Source organism: Pseudonocardia sp., assembly GCF_035305885.1.
Taxonomy (GTDB): Bacteria; Actinomycetota; Actinomycetes; order Mycobacteriales; family Pseudonocardiaceae; genus Pseudonocardia.
Genome location: NZ_DATGOP010000003.1, coordinates 1 through 18,607 on the forward strand (window position 1 = coordinate 1; position 18,607 = coordinate 18,607).

General features: G+C 74.7%; 17 protein-coding genes. 13 read left to right on the forward strand and 4 right to left on the reverse strand.

Annotation, left to right across the window (positions count from 1 at the left end; genetic code table 11):
- Positions 1–372: 372 nt before the first annotated feature.
- Entirely contained in the window at positions 373–1,263 is an 891-nt protein-coding gene (locus VKZ81_RS00210) for an MFS transporter (RefSeq protein WP_324239284.1), read from the forward strand.
- Here the strand turns inward: VKZ81_RS00210 and VKZ81_RS00215 are convergent.
- Positions 1,233–1,844, reverse strand: coding sequence for a TetR/AcrR family transcriptional regulator (locus VKZ81_RS00215; protein WP_324239285.1), 612 nt, complete (start codon positions 1,842–1,844; stop codon positions 1,233–1,235). The genes VKZ81_RS00210 and VKZ81_RS00215 overlap by 31 nt on opposite strands.
- A gap of 51 nt (positions 1,845–1,895) precedes the next feature.
- Between VKZ81_RS00215 and VKZ81_RS00220 the strand changes: the two genes are divergently transcribed.
- On the forward strand, positions 1,896–2,618 hold the full coding sequence (locus VKZ81_RS00220; protein WP_324239286.1) for an SDR family NAD(P)-dependent oxidoreductase: 723 nt from the start codon (positions 1,896–1,898) through the stop codon (positions 2,616–2,618).
- Positions 2,619–2,656: 38 nt separating this feature from the next.
- Here the strand turns inward: VKZ81_RS00220 and VKZ81_RS00225 are convergent, their stop codons facing one another.
- Complete coding sequence (locus tag VKZ81_RS00225; protein WP_324239287.1) at positions 2,657–4,849, reverse strand: NADP-dependent isocitrate dehydrogenase; 2,193 nt, start codon at positions 4,847–4,849, stop codon at positions 2,657–2,659.
- 138 nt (positions 4,850–4,987) lie between these two features.
- On the opposite strand from VKZ81_RS00225, the gene VKZ81_RS00230 reads away from it, so the two are divergent.
- From VKZ81_RS00230 to yhjD, 9 genes are all read left to right on the forward strand, one after another.
- Positions 4,988–5,329, forward strand: a complete 342-nt coding sequence (locus tag VKZ81_RS00230; RefSeq protein WP_324239288.1) for an SH3 domain-containing protein — start codon at positions 4,988–4,990, stop codon at positions 5,327–5,329.
- Positions 5,330–5,367: 38 nt separating this feature from the next.
- Complete coding sequence (locus tag VKZ81_RS00235; RefSeq protein ID WP_324239289.1) at positions 5,368–6,534, forward strand: protein kinase domain-containing protein; 1,167 nt, start codon at positions 5,368–5,370, stop codon at positions 6,532–6,534.
- A 21-nt stretch (positions 6,535–6,555) separates the two neighbouring features.
- Positions 6,556–7,044, forward strand: coding sequence for a YbaK/EbsC family protein (locus tag VKZ81_RS00240; protein ID WP_414709311.1), 489 nt, complete (start codon positions 6,556–6,558; stop codon positions 7,042–7,044).
- Between the two features lie 54 nt (positions 7,045–7,098).
- Positions 7,099–8,148, forward strand: a complete 1,050-nt coding sequence (locus VKZ81_RS00245; protein WP_324239290.1) for an iron-siderophore ABC transporter substrate-binding protein — start codon at positions 7,099–7,101, stop codon at positions 8,146–8,148.
- Between the two features lie 87 nt (positions 8,149–8,235).
- Positions 8,236–10,815: a bifunctional FO biosynthesis protein CofGH gene (locus tag VKZ81_RS00250; protein WP_324239291.1), complete on the forward strand. Its 2,580-nt coding sequence runs from the start codon at positions 8,236–8,238 to the stop codon at positions 10,813–10,815.
- Positions 10,815–11,852 carry a zinc-dependent alcohol dehydrogenase family protein gene (locus VKZ81_RS00255; RefSeq protein ID WP_324239292.1) on the forward strand — a complete coding sequence of 346 codons (1,038 nt, stop codon included), beginning with the start codon at positions 10,815–10,817 and terminating at the stop codon, positions 11,850–11,852. The genes VKZ81_RS00250 and VKZ81_RS00255 overlap by 1 nt, the downstream gene beginning before the upstream one ends.
- 272 nt (positions 11,853–12,124) lie before the next feature.
- A complete protein-coding gene (locus tag VKZ81_RS00260) occupies positions 12,125–12,295 on the forward strand; it encodes a hypothetical protein (RefSeq protein WP_324239293.1) in 171 nt (56 codons plus the stop codon).
- A gap of 30 nt (positions 12,296–12,325) precedes the next feature.
- Positions 12,326–13,345, forward strand: a complete 1,020-nt coding sequence (gene trpS, locus VKZ81_RS00265; protein WP_324239294.1) for a tryptophan--tRNA ligase — start codon at positions 12,326–12,328, stop codon at positions 13,343–13,345.
- 13 nt (positions 13,346–13,358) lie between these two features.
- Positions 13,359–14,375, forward strand: a complete 1,017-nt coding sequence (gene yhjD, locus VKZ81_RS00270; protein ID WP_324239295.1) for an inner membrane protein YhjD — start codon at positions 13,359–13,361, stop codon at positions 14,373–14,375.
- On the opposite strand, the gene VKZ81_RS00275 is transcribed toward yhjD, so the two are convergent.
- Entirely contained in the window at positions 14,344–15,273 is a 930-nt protein-coding gene (locus VKZ81_RS00275) for a GntR family transcriptional regulator (RefSeq protein ID WP_324239296.1), read from the reverse strand. The two genes, yhjD and VKZ81_RS00275, sit on opposite strands and share 32 nt — an antisense overlap.
- A gap of 78 nt (positions 15,274–15,351) precedes the next feature.
- Here VKZ81_RS00275 and VKZ81_RS00280 point away from each other — a divergent pair, with 78 nt between their 5' ends.
- Complete coding sequence (locus tag VKZ81_RS00280; RefSeq protein ID WP_324239297.1) at positions 15,352–15,903, forward strand: GNAT family N-acetyltransferase; 552 nt, start codon at positions 15,352–15,354, stop codon at positions 15,901–15,903.
- Between the two features lie 13 nt (positions 15,904–15,916).
- A complete protein-coding gene (locus tag VKZ81_RS00285) occupies positions 15,917–17,086 on the forward strand; it encodes a C45 family peptidase (protein ID WP_324239298.1) in 1,170 nt (389 codons plus the stop codon).
- A 149-nt stretch (positions 17,087–17,235) separates the two neighbouring features.
- On the opposite strand, the gene VKZ81_RS00290 is transcribed toward VKZ81_RS00285, so the two are convergent.
- Positions 17,236–18,405: a D-alanyl-D-alanine carboxypeptidase family protein gene (locus VKZ81_RS00290; RefSeq protein WP_324239299.1), complete on the reverse strand. Its 1,170-nt coding sequence runs from the start codon at positions 18,403–18,405 to the stop codon at positions 17,236–17,238.
- Between the last annotated feature and the right edge of the window lie 202 nt (positions 18,406–18,607).

An 18,607-nucleotide genomic window follows, 5' to 3' on the forward strand; every position in this document is an offset into this window, starting at 1 on the left:
CCTGACCAGGAGCAGGTAGGGCGGGAGCACGTCGGTCCACGGTAAACCCCCGCGCAAGCGGTTTCCGTGCTGCAATCCGCCGGCGGGCGAGCCCGGGCGGAAACCGGGTGGAGCGACGCGGGCTCGACGATCTACGGTGCCGGCCGTGCCGTCCCCGGTTGTGGGCGCTCGCGGCGGCCGCGTTCGTCCACTACACCGACGACTACGTGGTCGCGGGCGTGCTGTCGGAGATCGCCGCCGACCTCGCCGTCTCCGAGGCCGTCGCAAGCCAGCTGATCACCGTGTTCTCGCTGACCGTCGCGTTCGCCGCCCCGGTCGCGGCGGTGGTCACCGCGTCGTGGCCGCGCAGGAGGTTGCTCGTTCGGCCCCCTGATGGCGCTGCGGGTGGTCGCGGCGCTCGCCGCGGCGAGCGCGACGCCGGCCCTGTTCGCCGTCACCGCGGCGCTCGCGCCCGTCGAGCGGCGCGGCCGCTACCTGGGCCTCGTCTCGCTCGGCGTGACCGGCTCGATCGCGACCGGGGTCCCGCTGGGCACGTGGATCGGCGGCGAGTTGGGCTGGCGCGCCACGTTCGGCGCGGTCGCGCTGGCCGGCGTGGTCGTTGCCGTCGCCCTGCTCGCGACGGTGCCCGCCACGCCGCCCGGGCCGGTCCCGCGGCTGCGGGAGCAGCTCGCCGTGCTGGCCGCCCGCCCGATCAGCCTCGGCCTGCTGGCGAACACGATCACGCTGTCGGGCAGCATGCTGCTGCTGAGCTACCTCGCGCCGTTCGTCCGGGACGTGTCCGGCACCGGGCCGGACGGGCGGGCGGTGCTGTTCGCCGTCTCGGGCGTGGCCGGGATGCTCGGGGTGTGGCTCGGCGGGCACGCCGTCGACCGCTGGGGCGCGGACACCTCGCTCCTGATCGGCATCGGCAGCCTGGTCGCCGTGATGGTCGCCTTCTCCGGGATGTGGTTCGCACGGCAGGTGCCGTTCCGGCTCGTCGCGCCGGTCACGGCGGTGTGGTGCGGGTTCGCGTTCTGGAACGCCCCCGCGATCCAGGCGCGCCTGCTCGGGCTCGCCGGCCCGGCCGGGGGCCAGGCGCTCGCGCTGACCACGACCGCGACCTACCTGGGCGTCTCGCTCGCGGGCGGGATCGGCGGCCTGGTGCTCGCACAGGCCGGGACGGGCGGGCTGGCCCCGGCCGCCGCCGTGCTGATCGCGCTCTCGTGGCTGGTGTTCCGGTGGGCCGCGGCGGGTCAGCAGTCGCGCATCACGCGGGCCACCTGATCCTCGGTGAGCGGCGGCACCGGCAGCGGGTGGGCGGCCGGGGCGCGCAGGCCGTCGAGGATGAAGCCGAGGTGGCGCCGCCAGGCGTCGGGCTCGACGCCGGCGGTCGCCTCGACGGTGCGGGTGATCGCCCAGATCACGAACGCCATGTCGGAGAGCGTGAAGTCCGCGCGCAGCGCACCGGCCTCCCGGGCCCGCTCGACCACCCGGGTCATCAGCTCGTGCCCGCGGGCGTGCTGCGGGGTGGCCTGCGGGAGGGCGCGTGCCGCGAGGTCGTTGTAGCCCCGGTCGGCCGCCAGCATCCGGCACACCTGCTCGACGAAGTGGACGAAGCCCGCCCACGGGTCGGCCATGCCCAGCGCGTGCTCGGTGATCCGCACGACGGTCTCCGCGCGGTCGGCGAACACGGCCCGCACCAGCTCGGCGCGCGTGGGGAAGCGGTTGTAGAGCGTCCCGATGCTCACCCCCGCCCGGCGCGCGATCTCGTCGAGCGCGACGTCGAGGCCGCGCTCGGCGAACACGGCGCGGGCAGCCTCGACGAGCCGCTCGCGGTTGCGCTGGGCGTCCTTGCGCAGGGCCATGGTCCTCCCGGAAGTTGACGGTGCCCTCAGGTTACCGGTAAGAACTTGAGCATGTCCTCAAGTTCCGTGATCGCCGTGCTCGGCGCGGGCCCCGGCCTCGGGATGTCCATGGCGCACCGGTTCGGCCGGGAGGGGTTCGCGGTGGCGCTGGTGTCCCGCTCGGCGCGGCGCCACCCCGGCTACCGGGCCGCGCTCGCGGCAGAGGGGATCGACGCGCGGACCTACGCCGCCGACGTCACCGACCCCGCGCAGCTGGCCGGTGTGGTGGAGCGCATCGGCGCCGACCTCGGGCCGATCGACACCCTCTACTTCGGCCCCGCCACCCCGGACGCCGGGGCGGACGTCGTCCCGCTGCCCCAAGCCGGCCCCGCCGAGGTGCGCGCCCCGTTCGAGTCGGTGGTGACACCCGCGGCGGGCGCCGTCGCGGCGGTGCTGCCGCGGATGCTGGAGCGCGGCCGGGGCGCGCTGCTGTTCGGCGGCGGGCTCGCCGGCCTGCGGCCGCTCCCGGCGCTGGGGACGCTCGCTCCCGCGTCGGCGGCCCTGCGCATGTACGTGCTCACCCTGCACGCCGCGCTCGCCGAGCACGGCGTCCACGCGGGCGTGCTCACCATCGGCGGGCTGGTCGAGCGCGGCGACATCCATCGGGTCATGACGGAGCGGGGAGCCCGGCTCCCCACGCTCGACCCGGACGTGATCGCCGAGCGGGCGTGGCGCATGTACCTCGCCCGCGACGAGGCGGAGGCGGTGTTCGACGCGCTGCCGCCCGCCGCCTGAGCGGCGCCCGGCCGGGGTGGCCGGGCGCCGTCGGTGGGTCAGAACTCAGCGAGGGCGGCGTTGAACGTCGCGCTCGGGCGCATCACCGCGTCGGCCTTGGCCTTGTCGACGAAGTAGTAGCCGCCGAGGTCGACCGGCTTGCCCTGCACCGCGTTGAGCTCGGCGACGATCTTCTCCTCGTCCGCGGCGAGCCGCTCCGCGAGCGGGGCGAACGTGGCCGCGAGCTCGGCGTCCTCGGTCTGCCGCGCGAGGGCCTGCGCCCAGTAGAGGGCGAGGTAGAAGTGGCTGCCGCGGTTGTCGAGCTCGCCGACCCGCCGCGACGGGGACTTGCCGGTCTCCAGCAGCGTGCCCGTGGCCTCGTCCAGCGTCTTGCCCAGCACCGCGGCGCGCTGGTTCCCGGTCTTCTCGGCGAGGAACTCCAGCGACACCGCCAGCGCCAGGAACTCGCCGAGCGAGTCCCACCGCAGGTGGTTCTCCTTGAGCACCTGCTGCACGTGCTTGGGCGCCGACCCGCCCGCGCCGGTCTCGAACAGCCCGCCGCCGTTCATCAGCGGCACGATCGAGAGCATCTTCGCGCTGGTGCCGAGCTCGAGGATCGGGAAGAGGTCGGTGAGGTAGTCGCGCAGGACGTTGCCGGTGACCGAGATCGTGTCCTCGCCGCGCTTGGCGCGCTCGAGGGTGTAGCGGGTGGCCTCGGCCACCGGGAGGATCTCGATCGTCAGGCCCTCGGTGTCCTCCTCGGCGAGGTAGACCCGGACCTTCTTGATCAGCTCCGCGTCGTGGGCTCGGGTCTCGTCGAGCCAGAACACCGCGGGCCAGCCCGTGGCGCGGGCGCGCGAGACCGCGAGCTGCACCCAGTTGCGGATCGGGGCGTCCTTGGTCTGGCAGGCCCGCCAGATGTCGCCCGCGGCGACCTCGTGCTCGAGCAGCGTGCCGCCCGAGGCGTCGACCACGCGGACGGTGCCGGGCGCGCTGATCTCGAACGTCTTGTCGTGGCTGCCGTACTCCTCGGCCTTCTGCGCCATCAGGCCGACGTTGGGCACCGTGCCCATCGTGGTCGGGTCGAACGCGCCGTGCTCCTTGCAGAACGCGACGGTCTCGGCGTAGAGCGCGGCGTAGGACGAGTCGGGGATCACGAACTTCGCGTCCTGCAGCTCGCCCTTCGCGTTCCACATCTTCCCGGACGAGCGGATGGCCGCGGGCATCGATGCGTCGATGATGACGTCGCTCGGCACGTGCAGGTTGGTGATGCCGCGGTCGGAGTCGACCATCGCGAGCGCGGGACCCCGCTCGTAGGTCTCGGTGATCGCCCGCTCGATCTCCTCGCGCCTCTCGGCGGGGAGCTTCTCCAGCGCGGCGAGGATGCTCGCCAGGCCGTCGTCCGGGTCGGCGCCCACGCTCGCGAGGTCGTCGCCGTAGCGGGCGAAGACGTCGGAGAAGTAGGTCTGCACCGCGTGCCCGAACAGCACCGGGTCGGAGACCTTCATCATCGTGGCCTTGAGGTGCACCGAGAACAGCACGCCCTTGGCCCTGGCGTCGGCGACCTGCTCGGCGAGGAACGCGCGCAGCGCGTCCACCCGCATGACCGCGGCGTCGACCACCTCGCCCGCCAGCACCGGCACCGACTCCTTGAGCACGGTGACGGTGCCGTCGGTGCCCACGTGCTCGATGCGCAGCTCACCCGGCTCGGCGATGGTGACCGAGCGCTCGGAGTGCCGGAAGTCGCCGTCGGACATCGTCGCGACGTGCGAGGCCGAGTCGCGCGACCACTCGCCCATCGAGTGCGGGTGCTTCTTCGCGTAGTTCTTCACCGACGCGGGCGCCCTGCGGTCGGAGTTGCCCTCGCGCAGCACCGGGTTGACCGCGCTGCCCTTGACCGCGTCGTACTTCGCGCGCGCGGCCCGCTCCTCGTCGGTCTTCGGGTCGTCGGGGTAGTCCGGCACCGCGTACCCGGCGGCCTGCAGCTCCTTGATCGCCGCCTTCAGCTGCGGGATCGACGCGCTGATGTTGGGCAGCTTGATGATGTTGGCCGACGGGGTCTTGGCCAGCTCGCCGAGCTCGCCGAGCGCGTCGGGCGCCAGGTCGAACGCGGCCAGGATGCGCCCCGCCAGTGAGATGTCGCGGGTCTCGACCTCCACGCCCGCCTTGCCCGCGTACGCCTCGATGATCGGCAGGAACGAATGCGTGGCCAGCGCGGGCGCCTCGTCGGTGTAGGTGTAGATGACCTTCATCTTCTGCTTTGGCCTGCCTCGGGACGGGTGGTCGGACGGGGACACGCTATCCCGAACGACGCGTGCGCCGCGTGGGAGGCGCCCGAGGCCACATCCCGGATACGGTGTGTTCCCACACGCTTTCGGGGAGGCATGGACGTGGCCAGGATCACGGTGCCCAAGTTGGAGGCCTCCACCTTCAAGGGGTGGACGTTCGTCTTCGTCGCGGGCGTGGTGCTGGCACTGCTCGCGATCATCGACCGGGGTGGGCTGGGGTCGGTCACGGCGGCCAACGGGTCCACCGGCTGCCAGGTGGAGGTCGTGACCGACCAGCTGAACGTGCGCAGCGGCCCGAGCCAGGGCGCGGCGCTGGTCGACACGCTGCCGCGCGGAACGCGCGTCGACGCCACGAGGGTGGTCACCGACGGGTTCCGGGAGTTGGAGGACGGCCGGTGGGCGGCCGACCAGTACCTGTCCCCCCTGCCGGGCTCGGACTGCTAGCGCGTGATACACCCCGCCCGCGACGCCGCTGACCCCCCATGACCGGACTCAGCCCCACCCGGGTGATCGGCGGGCGCTACGTCGTGCTCGGCGCCGCCGCACCCGACGCCGCAGGTGCGCGGTGGCGCGCCGCCGACCGGGTGACGGGCCGCGAGGTCGCCGTCGCCGAGCTGCACCTCCCGCCCGGACCCGACGAGCGCCGGGTCGCGCGGGAGGAGCTGCTGCGGGTCGCGCGGGCCACCGGGCGGCTCGGCCACCCCGCGTTCGTCGCCGTCCACGACGTCGTCGCCGACGGTGACGTCGACCACATCGTCACCGAGCTCGTGGACGCCCCGACGATCGCCGACACCGTCGCGGCCGACGGCCCGCTCGACGAGCGCGCCGCCACCGGGGTCGCGCGCCAGCTGGCCGCGGCGCTGCACGCGGCGCACTCCGCGGGGGTCGTGCACGGCGACGTCGGCCCGCACACCGTCCGCATCGGGCCGGACGGCCGGGTTCGCCTCGCGGCCGCGGGCCTCGCCGCCGCGCTCGGCCACCGGCCGCACCTCCTCGCCCCCGAGCTGCGCGAGGGCGGACGGGCGACCGCCGAGTCGGACGTGTGGGCCCTCGGCGCCACCGTGCACGTCGCGCTCACCGGCACGCCGCCGGTCGACGGCGTCGCGCCCGGGGTGGCGACCGGCGCGCTCGGAAGCGCGCTCGCCGGGTCGCTGGAGGCGGCACCGCGCAACCGGCCGACCGCGCTGCAGGTGGTGCGGGCCCTCGACGCGGGAAGCCGGGCCCGCGCCCGGCGCCGGTGGTGGCCGGTCGCGGGGGCGGCCGCGGTCGGCCTGCTCGCCGGCCTCGCCGCGGGCTTCGCACTCGCCCAGCCGCGCGTCGAGGTGCTCACCTACGGGGCCGACGGCGACGTGCGCCTGGGCGCGGCGGCCACCTGCCTCGACGCGGCTCCGGCCCCCGGCGCGGTGCTGGGGCCGGCGGACTGCGCAGGCCCGCACGGCGGCGAGATCGTGGCGTCGGTCGATCCGCACGCCGAGCGCTTCCCCGGACCGGACGCGCTCGGCCGGATCGCGGCGGCCGCGTGCCCCGCTGCCTCCGAGGCGGTCGGCGACCGGGCGGATCTCGTGGCGCTGGTCCCGACCGGCGCGGCGTTCGGCGCGGGCGAGCGCGAGGTGCTGTGCGTGGCGCGCTCCCCCGCAAAACCGGGATGACGCCCGTGGTCTGATTCGGGAGTGAGCACCGCGACCCACCGCAACGTCGAACTCGTGGTCGCCGCCCTGGAGAAGGGTGGCGCCGACCCCGCCCGGGTGGCGCGCCTGCAGGTGCTGCCCGACGCCGTCACCACCGCGGCCGCGGCGGCGGAGGCGCTCGGCGTCGAGGTCGGGCAGATCGCGAACTCGCTGGTCTTCGACGCCGACGGCGAACCGCTGCTGGTGCTGACCTCCGGCGCGCACCGCGTCGACACCGCCAAGGTGGCGCGCCTGCTCGGCGTGCAGCGCGTGCGGCGGGCGACGCCCGACTTCGTCCGCGCCGCCACCGGCCAGCCGATCGGCGGCGTGGCCCCGGTCGGGCACCCGAAGCCGCTGCGGACCCTCGTCGACAGGGCGCTGGAGGCCTACGACGAGGTGTGGGCCGCCGGGGGCATCCCGCATGCGGTCTTCCCGACGACCTTCGCCGAGCTGGTCGAGGTCACGGGGGGTGAACCGGCCGACGTGGCGTGAACGATGAGGCTGGCTAACCTCACCGCGTCGCGCCGGAGATCGTCAGGAGGCAACGTGCCTGCCGCCCACCCGTTCGGTCCGTTCGGCCACGTGAGCCGCCGTCGCCTGCTCGCCGGCGCGGGCGCGCTCGGGGCGCTCGGCCTGCTCACCGCCTGCGGCGGTGGCGACACGGCGGCGCCCGTCTCCCAACCGGCCGCCGGGGGCGCGTTCCCGGTCCGGGTCGAGCACAGCAAGGGCGTCACCGAGATCCCGAGCCCGCCGCAGCGCGTGGTCACGGTCGGCTACAGCGATCAGGACCCGGTGCTCGCGATGGGGGTGCGGCCGGTCGGGGTCACCGACTGGTACGGCGACCACCCGTACGCCACCTGGCCGTGGGCGCAGGACGAGCTCGGTGACGCCCGGCCCGCGGTCCTGAACCGGGGCGCCTTCACCGGCACGCCCGAGTACCGGTACGAGGAGATCGCCGCGCTCTCCCCGGACCTGATCATCGGGCTCTACACGTCGATGGACGACACCCAGTACCAGACGCTGTCGCGGATCGCGCCCACGGTCGCGCCGCCCGCCGGCTACCCGGAGTGGGGCGCGCCGTGGGACGAGTACACCCGCCTCGCCGGCCGCGCCCTCGGCGTCCCGGACCGGGCCGAGCGGATGATCGCCGAGGTCAACGCGCAACTCGAGGCGGCGGCCGAGGCGAACCCGCAATTCGAGGGGCGCACCGCGGTGGTTGCGGAGCGGGTCGGTGCCGGCCAGACGTTCGTCCGCTCGCCCAGAGACCAGCGCTCGCAGCTGGTCACCGCGCTCGGGTTCGTGATCCCGCCGGAGATCGGCGAGCTGGCTGGCGACCTGGACGGGGCCACGATCAGCGACGAGCAGATGGGGCTGCTCGACCGCGACCTGCTGCTGTGGAACACCGGCTTCGAGCCGCAGGCACGCGCGGACATCGAACGGGCCCCGCTGTACTCGCGGTTGGAGGTCGTGCGGGAGGGCCGCTCGGTGTTCGTCGACGACCCGCTGGTCTCCGCCGCGTGGACGTGGGGCACCGTGCTCAGCATCCCGACCGTGATCGACGCGCTGGTCGCGAAGATCTCGGCCGTCCTGCCCTGACCCGCGTCTATTCCCGTCCGGCGCTGTGATCTGTAGCGGCGCCGAGCAGGTCGACCCGCCCGCCCGTGCCGACCTACTGTTCACCCCATGGTCGAGGTGCCCCGCGAGCCCGCGCCGTCCGATGCCGCCCTCCGTCGAGCGCTCCGGCGCGCCCGCGACGGCGTGACCCTGGACGTCGCCGAGGCGTCGGTGCTGCTGGCCGCGCGCGGCGACGCCCTCGACGAGCTGCTCGCGGTGGCATCCCGGGTGCGCGACGCCGGCCTGGTGGCCGAGGGCCGCCCGGGCGTCGTCACGTACTCGAAGAACGTGTTCATCCCGCTCACCCGGCTGTGCCGCGACCGCTGCCACTACTGCACGTTCGCCACGGTCCCGCACCGGCTCCCGGCCGCCTACCTGGAGCGGGACGAGGTGCTCGAGATCGCGCGGGCGGGCGCGGCCGCCGGGTGCAAGGAGGCGCTGTTCACCCTCGGCGACCGGCCGGAGGACCGCTGGCCCGCGGCCCGCGAGTGGCTGGAGGAGCGCGGCTACTCCTCCACGCTGGACTACGTGCGGGCCTGCGCGATCGCCGTGCTCGAGGAGACCGGTCTGCTGCCGCACCTCAACCCCGGCGTCATGTCGTGGGAGGAGCTGACCCGGCTCAAGCCGGTGGCCGCGAGCATGGGGATGATGCTCGAGACCACGGCCGAGCGGCTGTGGAGCGAGCGCGGCGGCCCGCACTACGGCAGCCCGGACAAGGAGCCCGCCGTCCGACTCCGCGCGATCACCGACGCCGGGCGGGTGGGCGTCCCCTACACCACCGGGATCCTGATCGGGATCGGCGAGACCCGCACCGAGCGGGCCGAGTCGCTGTTCGCGATCCGCGCGGTCGCCCGGGCGCACGGCCACATCCAGGAAGTGATCATTCAGAACTTCCGGGCCAAGCCGGGCACGGCGATGGCCAACGACCCGGACGCCGACCTGCACGACCTCGCCGCCACGATCGCCGTCGCGCGGCTCGTGCTCGGCCCGAAGATGCGCATCCAGGCGCCGCCGAACCTGATCGGCGACGAGTTCGCGCTCATGCTGCGCGCCGGGATCGACGACTGGGGCGGCGTCTCGCCGGTCACCGCCGACCACGTGAGCCCGGAGATGCCGTGGCCCGCGATCGACGAGCTGGCCACCCGGTCGGCCGCCGCGGGCTTCCGGATCCGGGAGCGGCTCGCCGTCTACCCGAAGTACGTGCTGGCCGGCGCGCCGTGGATCGACGCCCGGATCTCCGCGCACGTCGCCGCGCTCGCCGACCCGGAGACCGGGCTGGCCAACGAGTCGGCCGAGGTGGTCGGCAGGCCGTGGCAGGAGCCGGACGGCGGGTTCGCCTCCACCGGCCGCACCGACCTCAACACCGCGATCGACACGGAGGGCCGCACGAGCGACCGGCGCGGCGACTTCGCGTCGGTCTACGGCGACTGGGACGCCGTGGCCGAGGAGCTCGCCGCCACCCGGCGCTCGGCACCGGAGCGCCTCGACGGCGACGTCCGCGCCGGCCTCTCGCTGGCCGCCTCGAACCCGGCCGCCCTGCTCGACCCGGCGCACGAGGCCGCGGCGATGGCCGTGCTCACCGCGGAGGGGCCCGCGTTGGACGAGCTCGCCCGCCTCGCCGACGCCGTGCGCGCCGACGTCGTGGGCGACGAGGTCACCTACGTCGTCAACCGCAACATCAACTTCTCGAACGTCTGCTACGTCGGCTGCCGGTTCTGCGCCTTCGCGCAGCGCGAGCGCGACGCCGACGCGTTCCGGCTCTCGCTCGACGAGGTCGCCGCCCGCGCCGTGGAGGCGGCCGAGGCCGGGGCCACCGAGGTGTGCATGCAGGGCGGGATCGACCCGCAGCTGCCGGTCACCTTCTACGCCGACCTCGTGCGCGCGGTGAAGGCCGCCGTGCCGGGCATGCACGTCCACGCGTTCTCGCCGATGGAGATCGTGTCGGCGTCGGCGAAGGCCGGGGTGTCGATCGAGGAGTGGCTCACCGAGCTGCGCGACGCCGGGCTCGGCTCCATCCCGGGCACCGCGGCGGAGATCCTCGACGACGAGGTGCGGTGGGTGCTCACCAAGGGCAAGTTGCCCGCCGCGCAGTGGCTCGAGGTGGTGCGCACCGCGCACCGGCTCGGCATCCCGTCGTCGTCCACGATGATGTACGGCCACGTCGACGAGCCGCGGCACTGGCTCGGCCACCTGCGCACGCTCGCTGCGCTGCAGGACGAGACCGGCGGGTTCACCGAGTTCGTCCCGCTCCCGTTCGTGCACCACAATGCGCCGATCTACCTGGCGGGCATCGCCCGGCCCGGTCCGACGGTGCGCGACAACCGCGCCGTGCACGCGTTCGCCCGGCTCGCCCTGCACGGGCGGATCGACCACGTCCAGTGCTCGTGGGTGAAGCTCGGCGACGACCTCGCCGCCGAGATCCTCCGCGGCGGCGCCGACGACATGGGCGGCACGCTCATGGAGGAGACGATCAGCCGGATGGCGGGCTCGGAGAACGGCTCGGCCCGCACCGTCGCCGAGCTGACCGCGATCGCCGCGGCGGCCGGGCGGCCGGTGCGCCAGCGCAGCACCACCTACCGGGAGCCGGTCGAACGCCTCGTGCCCGCGCAGCGGCCGGGGCCGCGGCTGCTGCCGCTCACCCCCGCGTAGTGCGCGCGGTCGTCTACACCGAGGTCGGCGGGCCGCTGCGGGTGCAGGAGGTGCCCGAGCCCGAGTGCCCGCCGGACGCGGTGGTGCTCGACGTCCGGGCGACCGGGGTGTGCCGGTCGGACTGGCACGCGTGGCGCGGCCACGACCCGGTCGCGCTGCCGCACGTGCCCGGCCACGAGTTCGCGGGCGTCGTCGCGCGGGTCGGGGCGGACGTCACGTCGTGGCGGCCGGGGGACCGGGTCACCGCGCCGTTCGTCTGCGGCTGCGGGACGTGCGGCTACTGCCGGGCGGGCGACCCCCAGGTGTGCCCGGATCAGACCCAGCCCGGGTTCACCCACCACGGCTCGTTCGCCGAGCGGGTGGTCGTGCGGTCGGCGGAGTTCAACCTCGTGCGGCTGCCCGATCGGATGTCGTTCGTCGCGGCGGCCGGGCTCGGCTGCCGGGTGGCCACCGCCTACCGGGCGCTCACCGCGCACGGCCGCCTCGGCGCGGGCGAGTGGCTCGCCGTGCACGGCTGCGGCGGGGTGGGGCTGTCGGCCGTGCTGCTCGGCCGGGCGCTCGGGGCGCGGGTGGTGGCCGTCGACGTCGCCGCCGACGCCCTCGCGCTGGCCGCCGACCGCGGCGCCGAGGTGGTGCTCGACGGCTCGGCCGCCGACGTCCCCGGCCAGATCCACCGGATCACCGGCGGGGGAGCGCACGTGTCGGTCGACGCGCTGGGTTCGCCCGACACCGCGGTGGCCTCGGTGCGGTCGTTGCGCCGCCGGGGCAGACACGTGCAGGTCGGCCTGCTGCTCGGCCCGGACGCCACGCCGCCGCTGCCGATGGACCGGGTGGTGGCCTGGGAGCTGTCGGTGCACGGCTCGCACGGCATCGCCCCGCACGAGTACGCCGCGCTGCTCGACCTCGTGGCGACCGCGGGCATCGATCCGGCGTCGCTGGTGGGGAGGGTGATCCCGCTCGAGGAGGCGGGGGCGGCGCTGGCCGCGATGGACGGGCCCACCCCAGCCGGGATGACGGTGGTCGCCCTCGACGCGTGAGAGCGCTGCCCACAGCGTGGCCGCGGCCGGGGCACCGGGTGGATCGCGTCGTCCGGGCGGAACAGCCGGTTGCAGCAGCACGCTGGAGACGCGCGGCGTGCGCTCGCCCTCGAACGCGTTGCGCCCGGTACGGCCCGGCAGCGGGGTGACCGCGGTGCCACCTCCAGCTCCCCGGTCTCGCCCGGCACCCCCGCCGCGGCGCCGGATCCGCTCCCGCGGCCTCGTCACGCAACTCATCGGTCGTCCCGGCGGAGGCGCGTACCGTGGCGGCCATGGGTGTGCTGGGCGAGATGTTCCCGGGACGGAAGATCAAGCACGAGGAGTCGGAGACGGGTAGCGGCCAGGAGCACTACCAGCTCGGGCCGATCGACCTCGACAACTACACGGTGCAGGTGCAGCGGGTGGTCGACGAGCCCGACGAGGACGGCACCGCCCCGGAGTGACCGGCGGGCGGGTGCTGCAGAATCGTCGCCATGACCGCCGCCACCGACCGCCGCCAGCGGGTGCTCTCCGGCATCCAGCCGACCGCTGACTCGTTCCACCTGGGCAACTACCTCGGCGCGGTCCGGCAGTGGGTGGCGATGCAGGACTCGTACGACGCGTTCTACTTCATCCCCGACCTGCACGCGATCACGGTCGAGCACGACCCGAAGGTGCTCGCCGACCGCACGCGCAACGCGGCCGCCCAGCTGCTGGCGCTCGGCCTCGACCCGCAGCGCTGCACGCTGTTCGTGCAGTCCCACGTGCCCGAGCACGCGCAGCTGGCGTGGGTGCTGGGCTGCCTCACCGGCTTCGGCGAGGCGAGCCGGATGACCCAGTTCAAGGACAAAGCCGCCCGCCAGGGCACCGACCGGGCCACCGTCGGCCTGTTCACCTACCCGATCCTGCAGGCCGCCGACATCCTGCTCTACCAGGCCGACGGCGTGCCGGTGGGCGAGGACCAGCGCCAGCACCTCGAGCTCACCCGCGACCTCGCCCAGCGCTTCAACAGCCGCTTCGGCCGGGCGTTCACGGTCCCGGAGGCGTTCATCCCGCCCGGGATCGCGAAGATCCAGGACCTGCAGGACCCGACGGCCAAGATGAGCAAGTCGGCCTCCAGCCCCGCGGGGATCATCGAGCTGCTCGACGACCCCAAGGTGAGCGCCAAGAAGATCCGCTCCGCGGTCACCGACACCGAGCGGGAGATCCGCTACGACCCGGAGGCCAAGCCCGGCATCTCCAACCTGCTCACGATCTACTCGGCGCTCACCGACCGGAAGATCTCCGAGATCGAGGCCGACTACGCGGGCAAGGGCTACGGCGACCTGAAGAAGGACCTGGCCGAAGTGGTGGCGCAGTTCGTCGAACCCCTGCGGGAACGGGTACGTACCTACCGGGACGACCCGGCGGAGCTGGACCGGGTGCTCGCCCGGGGCGCCACCCGGGCGCGCGAGGTCGCAGGCGAGACGCTGGCCGTCGTCCACGAGAAGATCGGGTTCCTGCCGCCGACGTGAGGGGATGACGGCCGTGGCCGCACCAGCCGACGAGAAGCCATCGATGCTCCAGCGGCTGCGTGCGCGCCACGAGTGGCTCGACCACCTGCTGCGGGCGGCGACCCGGTACACCGAGCGGCACGGCAACCACTACGCGGCGGCGATCACGTTCTTCAGCGTGCTGTCGCTGGTGCCGCTGATGATGATCGCCTTCGCCGCCGCCGGGTACGTGCTGTTCTTCAACCCGGCGCTGCTCACCGAGCTGCAGGCCGCCATCACCGAGAACGTCCCGCCCGGGCTGAACACGATGGTCGAGCAGATCATCCAGCAGGCGATCGACCAGCGCGGCGCCGTCGGCCTGCTGGGCCTGCTCGCCGCGCTCTACTCCGGCATCGGGTGGATGTCGAACCTGCGGGAGGCGCTGTCGGAGCAGTGGGCGCAGGTGCCCGCCACGCCCTCCATGCCGAAGCGGATCCTGTTCGACCTGCTCACCCTCGGCGGGCTCGGGCTGGCGCTCGTCGGGTCGTTCGCGATCACCGGTCTCGTCGCCGGTTTCGCGGAGGTCCTGCTGGGGCTCGTCGGGCTCGGCGACGAGGGGTGGGCCCTGTTCCTGCTCGGCGTGCTCGGCTTCCTGCTCGGCATCGTCGCCAACTGGCTGATCTTCCTGTGGGTCATCGCCCGGCTGCCCCGCGAGCACGCCACGCTGCGCAGCGCCGCCAAGGCCGCCCTGCTCGGCGCGGTGGGCTTCGAGGTCCTGAAGATCGTCATGACCTACTACCTGGCCAGCGTGACGTCCTCGCCGAGCGGCGCGGTGTTCGGCTCGTTCCTCGGTCTGCTGGTCTTCGTGTACTTCGCCTCCCGCTTCGTGCTCTTCGTGACGGCCTGGGCCGCCACGGCGCGGGAGAACGAGCAGGAGGAGCCGGTGCCGGTGCCCGAGCCGCCGGTGCTGCACACGCAGGTGGTCCTGCGCAAGGGGCCGACCGCCACCACCGCGCTCGGCCTGCTGGGCGCCGGCGCGCTCACCGGCTGGCTGGTGCGCCGGAGGTGGTAGCGCCCGCCCGGCGCAGGCGCAGCTCGAGCCCGTCGAGGTAGCGGGCCAGCGCGTGCTCGAGCACCGCGTCCAGGTCGTCGAGCTGCCTGCCGTGCACCGCGGCCAGCTGGGGGAAGCGGCCCGAGCGCAGCAGCGCGCGCACCTGACCGTCCAGGGTGGCCCACCACTCGCCGACGTCCTGGCCGGTCTCCCGCTCGGCCTGGGCCTCCGCGGTGAGGTTCGCGGCCAGGCCGCGCACCATCGCGGGTAGCGCGAGCGCCTCGCGGAGCCGCTCGGCCTCGGACAGCGGGAGGTCGGCGAGCGCGCGCAGCGTCCACTCGGTGTGCGCCATCGCCTCGGGCACCAGCATCGGCCTCGTCACGGAGATCAGCTCGGGGAGCCACGGGTGGGCGCGGTAGGCCTGCCACTGCACCCGGCTCACCAGCTCCAGCTTCGCCCGCCAGCCCGGCGGTCCCGGCTCGGGCAGCGGGTGCGCCCGCAGCACCTCGCGCACGAGGAGCACCTCCAGCGCGTCGCGCCCGGCCACGTGCCGGTACAGCGACATCGGGGCGACCCCGAGCGTCGCGGCCAGCCTGCGCATCGAGAGCGCCTCCAGGCCCTCGGCGTCGGCCACGTCCAGCGCGGCGGCCACGATCCGATCGGTCGAGAGCTCCCTCTCCGGCGCGCGGCGCCGGGCCGGCGCGTCCGGGGCGCGCACGACGGTGCCCGACCCGGGGCGCGTGACCACGAGCCCCTCGTCGCGCAGGGCGGCGAGCGCGCGGGTCGCCGTCGCCATCGCCACGCCGAAGTCGCGGACCACCTGCCGGGTGGACGGCACGCGGTCGCCCGGCCGCAGCTCGCCCGCCTCGATCCGGCGGCGGATGGCGGCGGCGATGCGGAGGTAGGGCGGCTCGTCCACGCCGCAACTGTACTAGTGCGCACAAGAGGTGCACTGCGATTTCCGCTGGCGAATCGTCGCCAGATCTACGGTGTACGCATGCTGTCCAGCACGCCGACCACGGCGGCCGCGGTCGACGTCCTCGCCGCGGCCTTCGCCGACGACCCGCTCACGCGGTGGCTGCTGCCGGGCGACCTGGCCGGCGCGGCGGAGGAGGTCGGGTACGGCCCGCTCGTCGCCGCCTCGGCGGCCCACGGCGAGCTCGCCCTCTCCGCGGACGGGGCGGCGGTCGCCGTCTGGCTGCCCGGCGCCGCCGAGCCGGCCGACGACCCGCCGCCGATCCCGGACGAGCTCGCCCGCCTCCGCGCGTTCCTGGAGCTGACCGGGGCCCGGCACCCGACCGGCGCCGCGCACCTGTACCTGGTGCTGCTCGGTGTCCGGCCCGAGGCGCAGGGCCGCGGGCTCGGCGGGGCGCTGCTGCGCGAGCGCCTCGCCCGTGCCGACGCCGAGGGGCTGCCCGCCTACCTGGAGGCGACCTCGCGACGCAGCCGCGCCCTGTACCAGCGCCACGGCTTTCGCGACCACGGCCCGCCCGTCCACCTGCCCGACGGCCCGGCCCTGTGGCCGATGTGGCGACCCACCCCATCCTGACCAGGAGGAACGAATGCACGTCACCGTCGAGACCGTCGCGGGCGACAGCGGCGACTTCATGACCGTCCGCCACATCACGGTGTCCGGCAGCCAGGCCGACATCGGGCGCGCGCTCGCCGTCGAGGCGCGCCGCACCTACGGCTGGACGCCCGCGCCCGCCGACCCGGTCAAGGCCAGGGCCCGCCGGGCCTGGTTCACCCGGTACTGGCCGCAGCACCTCGTGCGCATGCACGGCGCGGCGGCCGCGCTGGGCCTCGACCCGGAGACCGACGAGTTCTACCTCGACGGGGCCGGCGGGATCCCGCTCGGCTCGGCCTGCTCGACGAGCTTCTACCCGCCCACCGCCACCGTCGACGGCCGCGCCGTGCTCGGCCGCAACTACGACTTCTTCACCACCGGCGCCACGGAGCTGTTCGCCCTGCTCGCCGGGGCGCCTGCCCCGCCGATCGACGAGCGGCCGCTCAGCGCCCGCCCGTACGTGATCACCAGCGTCCCCGACGACGGGCCCGCCACCACCGTGCTCACGATGAACGAGCTCGACGGGTGCATGGAGGGGGTCAACGAGCACGGCCTCGCCGTCGCGCTGAACCTGGCCGACGCCGAGAACGCGGGCACGCCGGTCGACGCGGGCCCGCAGGTCGGGGTGTCGAGCGGGCAGCTGCCGCGGTTCCTGCTCGACACCTGCCGCACCGCCGAGGAGGCGAAGGCCGCCCTGCTCTCCGCCAAGCAGTACGACCTCGGCGTCGGGCTCCACTACCTCGTCGCGGACCCGAGCGGGGCGGCGTTCGTGTGGGAGCGCGGGCTGGGCGGCGACGAGCACGTCGTGGAGGCCGACGGCGGCGCGCTCTGCATGACCAACCACCCCCTGCACCGCCACCCCGACCCCGCGGCCCTGCCCGAGGACACCGGGGAGACCCTGCTGACCTACCAGCGCTACCGGACGCTCGTCGAGCGGTCGGCGGGCACGGGCCTGTCCGCCGAGCGGATGCGCGAGGCCCTCGACGCGGTCCGCGTCGACGCCTCCACCGACACGCCCTACCCGATCCGGACGCTGTGGCGCACGGTCGTCGACCTGGAGCGGCGCGCCATGGCCACCCGCTTCTACCTCGGCGACGCCCCCGACGGCGCCCCCCGCTACAGCCCCGAGCGGGAGTTCGCGGTCCCGGCCCCGCACCCCGCCTGACCCGCGCGGACCCGCACCCCGACTCGCCTGCGCTCACACCGCGACTCGCGCACATTCACACCCCGACTCGCCGAGGCATCGGGGTCGCCTCGGCGAGTCGCGGTCTGGGCGCAGGCGAGTCGCGCTCTGGGTGTCGGCGAGTCGCGCCGTCAGTGCCGTCGGCGCAGGGCGAGGCCACCGATGACCATGCCGGCCAGCGCGACCGCGCCCAGGCCGAGCGGCAGCAGCGGGGGCACCGGCCGCACGGCGAGGGTCTGGGCCGCCGCCTGGTCCGCGGCCGGCGGGGGCGCGGGCGGCTCGGGAGGGGCGGGCGCCCTGTCCACGAGGTGGCCGACGGCCGGGGTCGTCGCGGGCAGCTCGAACCCCCACTCGAGCAGGCGCATCCCCTGCTTCCACATCGGCACCGGCGACTGCTCGCCCCGCATCAGCGCGATCACCAGCCGCCTGCCGTCCCGCTCGGCCGCGGCGACGAGCGTGTGCCGGGCCGCCTGGGTGAAGCCGGTCTTGCCACCGATCGCGGCCTCGTAGTTGGCGAGGAGCTTGCTGCTGTTGTAGAGGACGAACCCGGGGTGGTCGGCGTAGCCGGGGAACGGGATGGACCGCAGCCGGATCGTCTCGGCGAACAACGGCTCCCGCATGGCCACCCGGAACAGCAGGGCGAGGTCGTAGGCCGAGGACGCCATGCCCGGCCCGTCGAGGCCGGACGGGGTGGCGGGGCGGGTGTCGAGGGCGCCCACCTCGCGGGCGATCTCGGTCATCTTCGCGATCATGGCGGCGTCGCCGCCCATCGCGCGGGCGAGCGCCTGCGCGGTGTCGTTGCCGGAGTTGAGCAGCAGCCCGGCCAGGAGCTGCCGCACGGTGTACTGCCCGCCGGGGCCGATGCCCGCCTTGCTGCCCTCGATCGCCTGGTCCTCCGCCGTGCCCTGGACGACCTGGTCCGGGTTCAGCGACCGGATGGCGGTGAGCGCGGTGAGCACCTTGAGCGTGGACGCGGGCCGGTGCCGCGCGTGCGGGGCTTGCGCGGCGAGCACGGCGCCGGTGTCGAGGTCGGCGAGCACCCACGACTCGGCCGTGAGCTCGGGCCCGCCGTCCGGCCCGATCCGCCCGCAGGCGCCCAGCTGAGGCCCGCCGACCGGCTCCGGTGGCCAGGGCAGCGGGGCGGGCGGGGGATCCGCCTGCTCCTCCTCGACGGGCGGTCCGGGCGGGACCTGCTGGTCCGGACAGCCGACCGTCACGGCCGCCACCGGCTGCGGATCCGCCACCGTGACGGTCGGGCAAGCCAGTGCGCACACCAGCGCCACCGCCGCGACCCATCGCACGTCAACGAATGTAGGCGCGTTTCGACCGCCCGCGCCCGGCGAGAACGGCCTGATCAACTCCAATGGGGGGACGACGTCACCCGGTCACGCTCCGGAGTCGACGATTCGGTCACGCCCGTCGGTCCAGCATGTGAACCTCCGGGAGCCTCGGATACGGTTCCCCACCGTCGGTCAGGCCGGAACAGGAGAGGTCTCCCTTGCG